Origin of the sequence: Dyadobacter sp., assembly GCF_051859145.1 — a bacterium.
GTDB lineage: Bacteria > Bacteroidota > Bacteroidia > Cytophagales > Spirosomataceae > Dyadobacter.
The window spans coordinates 558-9,367 of record NZ_JBHYGF010000143.1 but is presented as its reverse complement, the minus strand read 5'-3'; the positions used below and the strand labels follow the sequence as shown (position 1 = coordinate 9,367).

General features: G+C 47.3%; 8 protein-coding genes and 1 tRNA gene. 7 read left to right on the top strand and 2 right to left on the bottom strand.

Annotation, left to right across the window (positions count from 1 at the left end; genetic code table 11):
* From ACTIE6_RS09935 to ACTIE6_RS09905, 7 genes are all read left to right on the top strand, one after another.
* Positions 1 to 1,375, top strand: a 1,375-nt coding sequence (locus ACTIE6_RS09935; RefSeq protein ID WP_439556490.1) for a glutamate synthase-related protein, incomplete at its 5' end; no start/stop codon positions are given.
* A gap of 57 nt (positions 1,376 to 1,432) precedes the next feature.
* Positions 1,433 to 2,941: a glutamate synthase subunit beta gene (locus ACTIE6_RS09930; protein WP_439556489.1), complete on the top strand. Its 1,509-nt coding sequence runs from the start codon at positions 1,433 to 1,435 to the stop codon at positions 2,939 to 2,941.
* Positions 2,942 to 3,068: 127 nt separating this feature from the next.
* A complete protein-coding gene (locus ACTIE6_RS09925; protein WP_439556488.1) occupies positions 3,069 to 3,704 on the top strand; it encodes a polysaccharide deacetylase family protein in 636 nt (211 codons plus the stop codon).
* The gene (locus ACTIE6_RS09920; RefSeq protein WP_439556487.1) at positions 3,694 to 4,704 is read left to right on the top strand and encodes a glycosyltransferase; all 1,011 of its coding nucleotides are present in this window, start codon (positions 3,694 to 3,696) and stop codon (positions 4,702 to 4,704) included. The genes ACTIE6_RS09925 and ACTIE6_RS09920 overlap by 11 nt, the downstream gene beginning before the upstream one ends.
* A gap of 188 nt (positions 4,705 to 4,892) precedes the next feature.
* Positions 4,893 to 5,651, top strand: a complete 759-nt coding sequence (locus ACTIE6_RS09915; protein WP_439556486.1) for a TatD family hydrolase — start codon at positions 4,893 to 4,895, stop codon at positions 5,649 to 5,651.
* Between the two features lie 7 nt (positions 5,652 to 5,658).
* Positions 5,659 to 6,732 (top strand): asparaginase, encoded by a 1,074-nt coding sequence (locus ACTIE6_RS09910; protein ID WP_439556485.1) that lies wholly within the window; start codon positions 5,659 to 5,661, stop codon positions 6,730 to 6,732.
* Positions 6,733 to 6,782: 50 nt separating this feature from the next.
* Positions 6,783 to 6,869 (top strand) — tRNA-Ser (locus tag ACTIE6_RS09905).
* 59 nt (positions 6,870 to 6,928) lie between these two features.
* Here ACTIE6_RS09905 and ACTIE6_RS09900 read toward each other — a convergent pair.
* The gene (locus tag ACTIE6_RS09900; protein ID WP_439556484.1) at positions 6,929 to 7,843 is read right to left on the bottom strand and encodes a helix-turn-helix domain-containing protein; all 915 of its coding nucleotides are present in this window, start codon (positions 7,841 to 7,843) and stop codon (positions 6,929 to 6,931) included.
* A 46-nt stretch (positions 7,844 to 7,889) separates the two neighbouring features.
* Positions 7,890 to 8,630 (bottom strand): SDR family oxidoreductase, encoded by a 741-nt coding sequence (locus ACTIE6_RS09895; protein ID WP_439556483.1) that lies wholly within the window; start codon positions 8,628 to 8,630, stop codon positions 7,890 to 7,892.
* Positions 8,631 to 8,810: the final 180 nt, after the last annotated feature.

Here is an 8,810-nt window from a genome sequence, read left to right as displayed (position 1 = left end):
GATCCGCCACGCAGGTTTACCCTGGGAGCTGGGATTAGCTGAAACGCACCAGACGCTGGTTAAAAACAAGCTGCGCGGAAGGGTTACTGTTCAGGCTGACGGACAATTGCGTACCGGTCGCGACCTTGCGATTGCTGCATTGCTGGGTGCCGAAGAATGGGGTGTGGCTACTGCTGCGCTCGTTGCCGCAGGCTGTATTATGATGCGTAAATGTCACCTGAATACCTGTCCGGTAGGTGTGGCTACGCAAAACAAAGAGCTGCGTGCATTGTTCTCGGGTAAGCCGGAGCACGTGGTTAACATGTTCACTTTCATGGCGCAGGAATTACGTGAAATCATGGCACAGCTTGGTTTCCGTACTGTGAATGAAATGGTTGGACAAGCGCAGTACCTCGAACTTCGCAATGATATCAAGCATTGGAAATATAAAAACCTGAATTTCGACGCGATCCTTTATAAAGAAGGGGACTTGTCTGTTGCACAATTCAAGCAGGAAGAGCAGGATCACGGCATCGACAGTATCCTGGATATTGAGCTGATCAAAGCAGCGAAACCTGCTTTGGAAAATAAGGAAGAAATCTATGGCGAGTTCCCGGTGAATAACCTGAACCGCTCGCTCGGAACCATGCTTTCGAACGAGATTTCTAAAAAGCACGGCGGCGCGGGACTTCCAAAAGGAAATATCCATTTCAAATTCCGTGGTACAGCGGGACAAAGCTTCGGCGCATTCAATACCAACGGCGTGCGACTGGAACTGGAAGGTGATGCCAACGATTATTTCGGAAAAGGACTTTGCGGCGCTGAACTGATCGTGTATCCGGACCGCGACTCCAAATTCAAACCGGAAGAAAATATTATCATCGGTAACGTAGCATTCTACGGCGCAACTTCGGGTGACGCTTACATCCGCGGAACTGCGGGCGAGCGTTTCTGTGTGCGTAACTCAGGTGCGAAGGTGGTAGTGGAAGGTGTAGGTGACCACGGGCTCGAATATATGACCGGCGGACTGGCGATTATCCTTGGCTCGACCGGTCGCAACTTTGCAGCAGGTATGTCTGGCGGGGTTGCTTACGTGCTCGACAAAGCGGGCGATTTCCGTGAGAAGGTAAATATGGAAATGGTGTCGCTTGAACCGCTGAATGCAGAAGATCAAGGCATTTTGCGCGAGTATCTTGACAAACACTTCCAGTACACAACCAGCAACATCGCATTCCAGCTGATCCAGAACTGGGAGCAGTCTGTGAAGCAGTTTGTGAAAGTAATGCCGTCAGACTTCCGCAAAGCGCTGGAAGGTCGCGGTATCACGCTGGCACAGCAGATAGCAGACAAGAATGTGGTGTACAAAGACATCGTGGTGGATGTCGTTCACCAATAATATTGCCTCTGTCAGTTAGTTAATCAATTTGAATAACGATTTAATAAGAAGTTAATAATGGGAAAACCAACCGGATTTTTAGAGTTTGAAAGGGAATTGCCTAAGAAGAGAAGTGTTGATGAGCGCATCAGGGATTATAGCGAGATTGAAACGGCACCTACTGACTCTAATTCCAAACAGCAGGCGGCCCGTTGTATGGACTGCGGCATTCCTTTTTGCCACAATGGTTGCCCGCTCGGAAACATCATCCCGGAATTCAATGACGCGGTTTATGATGAAAACTGGGCATTGGCTTACGAGATCCTCTCTTCAACCAACAATTTCCCTGAATTCACCGGCCGCATTTGCCCCGCACCCTGCGAAGCCTCGTGTGTACTTGGCATTAACAAGCCGCCGGTAGCGATCGAATACATCGAGAAAGCAATTATCGAAAAAGCATTTGAACTGGATCTTGTAAAACCACGCATTCCTAAATTCCGTACCGGCAAAAAAGTAGCCGTAGTAGGTTCAGGACCGGCGGGTCTGGCAGCTGCATACCAGCTCAACCAGGCTGGACATACCGTAGTACTGCTTGAAAGAGCGGATAAAATCGGCGGTTTGGTGCGTTATGGTATTCCTGATTTCAAGCTGGCTAAATCTGTGATTGATCGCAGGCTGGCGGTAATGGAAGCAGAAGGTGTTGAGTTCCGTATCAATGTAAATGTAGGTGTGGATATCAAAGCGGATGAGCTGACCAACGAATTTGATGCGGTAGTACTTACAATGGGATCTACTGTTCCAAGAGACGTGAAAATCGCTGGCCGCCACTTGAAGGGTGTGCACTTTGCAATGGAATTTTTGAGTCAGCAAAATAAAAGAGTGGCTGGCATTAACCCGGAAATTGATCACCGCGGAGCGCCTTATGTGAATGGACAGATTATCGCTAAAGATAAAAATGTAGTTGTAATTGGTGGTGGTGATACCGGTTCTGACTGTGTAGGTACCTCTGGTCGTCACGGCGCTAAATCGATCACTCAAATTGAGCTAATGCCGATTCCTCCGAAGGAGCGTGACGCAAGTACGCCGTGGCCAAACTGGCCGATGATGCTGCGCACTTCTACTTCTCACGAAGAAGGTTGCGACAGACACTGGTCAATTAACACCAAAGAATTTGTAGGTGACGAAAATGGCAATCTGAAAGAGTTGAAAATCGTTGACCTGGACTGGCAGAAAGATCCTGAAACGGGCAGAATGCAAATGGCAGAAGTGCCAGGCAGCGAGCGGAACATCCCTTGCGAGCTTGCATTCCTGGCAGCAGGCTTCCTGCACCCGCAACAGGAAGGCTTACTGACCGACCTTGAACTCGAATTTGACGAAAGAGGCAACATCAAAACGAATGGATACCAATCCACTACCAATGAAAAAGTGTTTGCTGCAGGTGACTGCCGCCGTGGACAATCTTTGGTAGTTTGGGCGATCAGCGAAGGCCGCGAGGCAGCCAGAGCTGTGGATGAATTCCTGACAGGAGAATCGTTTTTGGAAGCAAAAGCATTGTCCATGTTCAATCCGGTATTTGCGCACGCCTGATCAATAACAGATAATCAGAGTCTGTCTTACAATATCTTTTGACAAGAAGCTGTCCAATCCGGGCAGCTTCTTATTTTTGATACCTCTATATTTGGCCGAAAATTTTGGTTGAACAGACACATAGTTCATGTTTTTACACAATTCCCCATTTTGGCTACGTGCATTTTTCCCCGGGTTTACCTGGCGCGTCAAAACGGACGAGAAAAAGCTTTTCATCACATTCGACGACGGGCCAATTCCGGATATCACCGAATTTGTACTGGACACCCTGCGGGATTTCAATGCGAAGGCTACCTTTTTCTGCATTGGCGATAATGTGCGAAAGCATCCTGAAATTTTCAGCAAAGTGCTGTCGGCCGGGCATGCTATTGGTAACCACACGTACAATCATTTGAACGGGTGGAAAACCGATGACCAGGAATACCTCGGTAATATCCAGAAATGCGATGAGCACTTGGCTCTATCTACGGATCTGTTCCGCCCGCCTTATGGGAGAATAAGGAAAACGCAGTCGAAAGTAGTATTGCAAAACAGAAAGATTATTATGTGGGATGTGCTGAGCGGCGATTTTTCACAGGAGCTGACTCCCGAAATAGTTTTGCAAAAATCGATCAGATATTCCCGTAACGGATCCATTGTCCTGTTTCACGACAGCATCAAAGCCGCCCGGAATATGCAGTTTACCTTACCCAGGTACCTTGAACATTACGCAGCGAAAGGTTTTACTTTCGAAGCTTTACCAATGAAATGGAATGGCATTTGATTCTATTGAAAACAGGCCTGTGCGCATCAGTATCCTTGTAGCAGCCCGGAATGAGGAACAAAATATAGAAAGGTGCCTGCAATCGCTGAATGCACTCCGGCTTCCGGAAGGAGAAATTGAGGTACTGATTGGTGACGATAATTCAGACGATCATACCGCTTTACTCGTACAGCAATTTTGCATTGACAAACCCCAATTTAAATATTATAAAATCACCACTCAGCTGGCGGGCCTAAAAGGAAAAGCTAATGTATTGGCTCAGCTGGCGCATTTCGCAACCGGTGATTATTTTTTTTACTGCGATGCGGATATTGCTGTGAAGCCAGGCTGGGTTGCAGAAATGCTCCCGCATTTCAAACCGAACACGGGCGTTGTCGTCGGCCTCACAAGAATGAAAAAATCACATTTCCTGGCTGATCTGCTTTCCATGGAGTGGCTTTTCGCATTAACCGTTACCAGATTTTTTTCTCTTCTTAAAATTCCGATTACCGGAATGGGCAATAATATGGCGGTAAGCCGGGAAGCTTATTTCGCAATCGGAGGTTATGAGAAGATCGGCTTTTCGATTGTGGAGGATTACGCGCTTTTCATTGCCATTGCAAACAGCCGTTTTGATTTTCAAATGGCGTATAAAGAAGAAGTACTCAGCATTTCAGAGCCTGTAAATTCTTTTCCAGAACTTTTAAAACAACGGAGAAGGTGGATGCAGGGGGTAATGCAGTCTTTTTGGGTAACAAAGCTCAGCCTTTTCGTTTCATCACTGATCGTGCCGCTACTCTTTTTGGTATCAATCTGGCTTCCCATTGATCCCATGTCGAGTGTTATTCAATATTACGTACTGATTACGACCATTTCCCTGATCGCAATAACAATGCTCAAACAGCCCGACCTATGGAAAGCCGCATTGTTATTCTGGTTCTACATGGTCAGTATCGGCCCGATCATGCTGGTAAACTATTATTCGCCAGGGAAGACGGTTTGGAAAGGGAGGGAGTATTGAAGGGGGGCGGGGGGCTTTTGCCCTAAATCACTGAAGGGACTTTTTGACCCTAAATCCCTGAAGGGACTTTTTGACCCTAAATCCCTGAAGGGACTTTTTTGTTGTTGCGTGAAAGTCATTCAGTCATTTACTCATTCAGTCATTCAATCATTCAATCATTCACTCATTCACTCATCCACTCATTCTCCATGATCGAAACTCACGCCCATATATACAGCGACGACTATAATGAAGATCGAACTGAAATGCTTGACCGTGCCTGGGCGGCGGGTATTGAGCAGATTTGGATGCCGAATTGTGATTCGGGGACGATTGGGCCGATGATGGAACTTGCGCAGGCTTTTTCTGATAAATGTTTGCCGATGATCGGGCTGCACCCGACTTATGTAAAGGAAGATTTTGAAAAGGAGTTGCTGATCATGGAAGCGTGGCTGGATAAATATCCGTTTATTGCCGTGGGCGAAATTGGGATGGATCTATTCTGGGATGTGACGTATCGGGAGCAGCAGAAAAAGGCATTTCTCTACCAGTGCAAGCTCGCCCGAAAGCACAATCTTTGGATTGATATCCATAGCCGAAATGCATTCCGGGAGACAGTTGCCCTGATCGAACAATTTGGCGACAGCCAGCTGAATGGGATATTTCATTGTTTTACAGGAAATCTGGACGAGGCGAAGAAGGCTATTGAACTTGGATTTAAACTCGGAATCGGCGGCGTTTCTACATTCAAGAATGGCGGAATGGACAAGGTTATTCCGTTTGTAGAACTGGAACATCTGGTGCTGGAAACCGACGCACCATATCTGGCACCTGTACCCTACCGTGGGAAACGCAATGAAGTTTCGTACATTGATATCGTGGCGCAGCGCGTTGCCGATTTGAAACAAATAACTAAAACAGAAGTCATCGCCGCCACCACTCAAAATGCGCTAAGTCTTCTCAGGTAAGCTAAGTATGAATTATTCCAAAATCCACATTAATCCGATTTCGCCGGCGCCAACCTCTGGCTCTGTACTTGTAATCTATACTGGCGGTACGCTGGGCATGGTTTACGAAACGAAGGACAGACAACTGGTACCGTTTAATTTCGAGCAGATCATTGAAAAAGTACCGGAAATAAGCCGGCTCGATTTTGAGATCACTTTTCTTTCATTGCCAAAACCCATTGACTCTTCGAATGTAAATCCTGAGATATGGGTGGAACTTGCGCAGATTATCGGCACGCATTATGATCAGTATGACAGCTTTGTGATCCTGCATGGAACGGATACCATGGCGTACACTGCGTCGGCATTGAGTTACCTGCTGGAAAATCTGAACAAACCCGTGATCCTGACAGGCGCGCAGCTGCCGATCGGTGTAGCGCGGTCCGATGCAAGGGAGAATGTGATTACGGCGCTGGAACTGGCGGCTGCCAGGAATGCGGACGGTACTCCGATCATTTCAGAAGTATGCATTTACTTCAACTCTTCGCTCTTACGCGGCAATCGCTCCAAAAAGAAAGAGAGCTCCGATTTCAATGCTTTTCACTCAGAAAACTATCCCCCACTCGCAACGGCGGGCGTGCATATCGACTACAATTTTCCTTATATCAAGCCTTATCAGCAAAATGCAGGATTGATTGTTCACAGCGCATTGAATACGCGCGTAGCATTTTTGAAGATGTTCCCCGGCATCAGTCCGGAGGTAGTTCAGGCCATTCTGGGCATTGAAGAGCTGCGTGGTGTGGTGCTTGAAACATTCGGAGCAGGGAATGCAACAACCGACATCTGGTTCCTCAGTGCGATCAGCAAGGCGATTGAAAAAGAGATCGTGATTTTTAATGTATCGCAGTGCAACGGCGGCCGCGTTGCGCAGGGCCAATATCAAACAAGCAAATACCTGCAGCAAGCAGGCGTAGTAAGCGGCTCCGACATCACAGCCGAAGCCGCTATCACCAAGATGATGTTTGTTTTTGGAATGGAGACCAGCTACGCAAAGTGTGTTGAAATGCTGGGAGCGCCTTTACGCGGAGAAATGAGCATTTAACTTGCATTACAAATCTGCTTTGCTATATTTGCACCCCGTAACCACAAAATAGAGAGGTGCCCGAGTGGTTGAAGGGGCTACCCTGGAAAGGTAGTATATGGGTAACTGTATCGAGGGTTCGAATCCCTTCCTCTCTGCAAAAGGTCAATTTTCAATACGAAAATTGACCTTTTTTATTTTTCTACTTTCTATTCTACTAATTCGGGTTCAGCAACTTACGAAAAGCTGCGGGCGATAGGCCGGTCTTCTGTTTGAATAACTTGTTGAAAGATTGCGGATGCTCAAAGCCTAGTGCATAAGCCACATCTGCTGTGGTCAGCGACGCGGTTCCAAACATTTCCTTTGCTTTTTCAATCATTTGTAAATGAATGTGCTGCTGGGCTGTAAGACCAGTGAGGGATTTCAACATATCGGACAAGTAGCGCTGCGAGACGTTTAATTTTTCCGCTATCTCTCGGGGCGTAGGCAAGCCACTTACCAGCGCCTCTTGCTTTCCAAAGCGCTCCATTAAAAACGCATTCATCTGATCAATCAGATTATGGTGCACCACATGACGCGTCAGGAACTGGCGGTTGTAAAACCGGTTGCAATGATGCAGCAGTAATTCGATCTGCGATACCAGCACATCCAGGCTGAACTGGTCGGTTCGGTTTTTCAGCTCCGTCGCAATCGACTCAAAAACAGATTGGATAACATTTTTCTCTTGTTCGGAAAGAAACAATGCTTCCTGGACCGAATAGGAGAAAAAGCCGTATCCGTGAATGCGGGATGCAAGCGGATGCCTGAAAAAGAGATCGGGATGGAAGTATAATGCGTAACCCTCGTGCTCGTCCAAATCATCGGATAGTTCGACAATCTGATTGGGTCCTACGAATGCAAGTCCGCCGTCACGAAAATCATAAGATCCAGGTCCGTATTTGGCTTTACCATTGAACCGTAGCTTAAATGCTATTTTATAGAAATGCAGCAAAAACCGGCTACCTGCCTCCACCAGACAAGGTTTTTTTTCGTCATAATTGACCAATGCGACCAGCGGATGCGGAGGTGACCGCAGACCAATGCGCTCCATTAAGGCTGAAATGTTATCAAAAACGACTGGTTGTTCCTGCATATCTGTCTAATCGCTTTTTGCAAATACCAATATAAACGTTCCAAACTCAATCCTGAATAGCCGGGCGAATCACAATATCTCCAATATCCACCTGATCCGGCTGAGCAATCGCGTAGGCAACTGCCTCTGCAATCGCCGTGGCAGGAATTGCAATCTCGCTGGCGCGCTGGGTCAGAATATCCCGGATGGATTCATTCTTGATTTTGCCCGCAAATGGCGTATCCACAAACCCAGGAGAAATCCCGGTCACACGCCAGCGGCCTTTTGACTCCTGTCGTAAAGCTTCGCTGATCGTGCGAACTGCATTTTTGGTAGCTGCATAAACGCCCATGGTTGGCACAATGCTGATGCCAGCTGTCGAAATGATATTGATAATATGCCCTGAGCCCTGCAATTTGAAAACCGGTAATGCTGCGGCAATGCCATAAAGCGTCCCTTTCAGGTTCACGTCGATCATCTGCTCCCAACCTGCTACATCAATATCCTCCATTAATTGCAGCTGACTGATCCCTGCATTATTCATGATTACGTCCAAACGCCCGAATGCGTTTAATGCCAATTGTACGAGGGCGGCGACATCAGTTTGTTCCGTGACATCCGTTTGCAGATAAACCGCCTGGCCGCCGGAATCCTGAATACGTTTTGCCAACCTTTCCAAAACATCTGCCCGGCGGGCTCCAAGAACAACTTTCGCTCCCTTTGCTGCCAGTAATTCCGCAGTAGCTTCACCTATGCCGCTACTCGCACCCGTGATGACAACCACCTTGTTTTCAATTCCATTTATCATATCGTAGTCTGAAAGTTACGATACAAAATTCCTGAAACAGAAGCCTGAAAGTGTAGCCAGGATCGCTGAATGTGTAGCCGGAACCTGCGGGCGCACGTCCTGAATGGTTTTAATTAGGTAATCGAACAACACGCGGAGTTTACAACTGCTTTCAGCCGCCAGTCCAATCCAAACCTACAA

Excerpts from the sequence above, each read along its gene's own strand:
- ACTIE6_RS09900 (WP_439556484.1), bottom strand. The coding sequence starts at position 7,843 with ATGCAGGAACAACCAGTCGTTTTTGATAACATTTCAGCCTTAATGGAG.
- ACTIE6_RS09895 (WP_439556483.1), bottom strand. The coding sequence starts at position 8,630 with ATGATAAATGGAATTGAAAACAAGGTGGTTGTCATCACGGGTGCGAGT.
- ACTIE6_RS09910 (WP_439556485.1), top strand. The coding sequence starts at position 5,659 with ATGAATTATTCCAAAATCCACATTAATCCGATTTCGCCGGCGCCAACC.
- ACTIE6_RS09930 (WP_439556489.1), top strand. The coding sequence starts at position 1,433 with ATGGGAAAACCAACCGGATTTTTAGAGTTTGAAAGGGAATTGCCTAAG.
- ACTIE6_RS09915 (WP_439556486.1), top strand. The coding sequence starts at position 4,893 with ATGATCGAAACTCACGCCCATATATACAGCGACGACTATAATGAAGAT.
- ACTIE6_RS09925 (WP_439556488.1), top strand. The coding sequence starts at position 3,069 with ATGTTTTTACACAATTCCCCATTTTGGCTACGTGCATTTTTCCCCGGG.
- ACTIE6_RS09920 (WP_439556487.1), top strand. The coding sequence starts at position 3,694 with ATGGCATTTGATTCTATTGAAAACAGGCCTGTGCGCATCAGTATCCTT.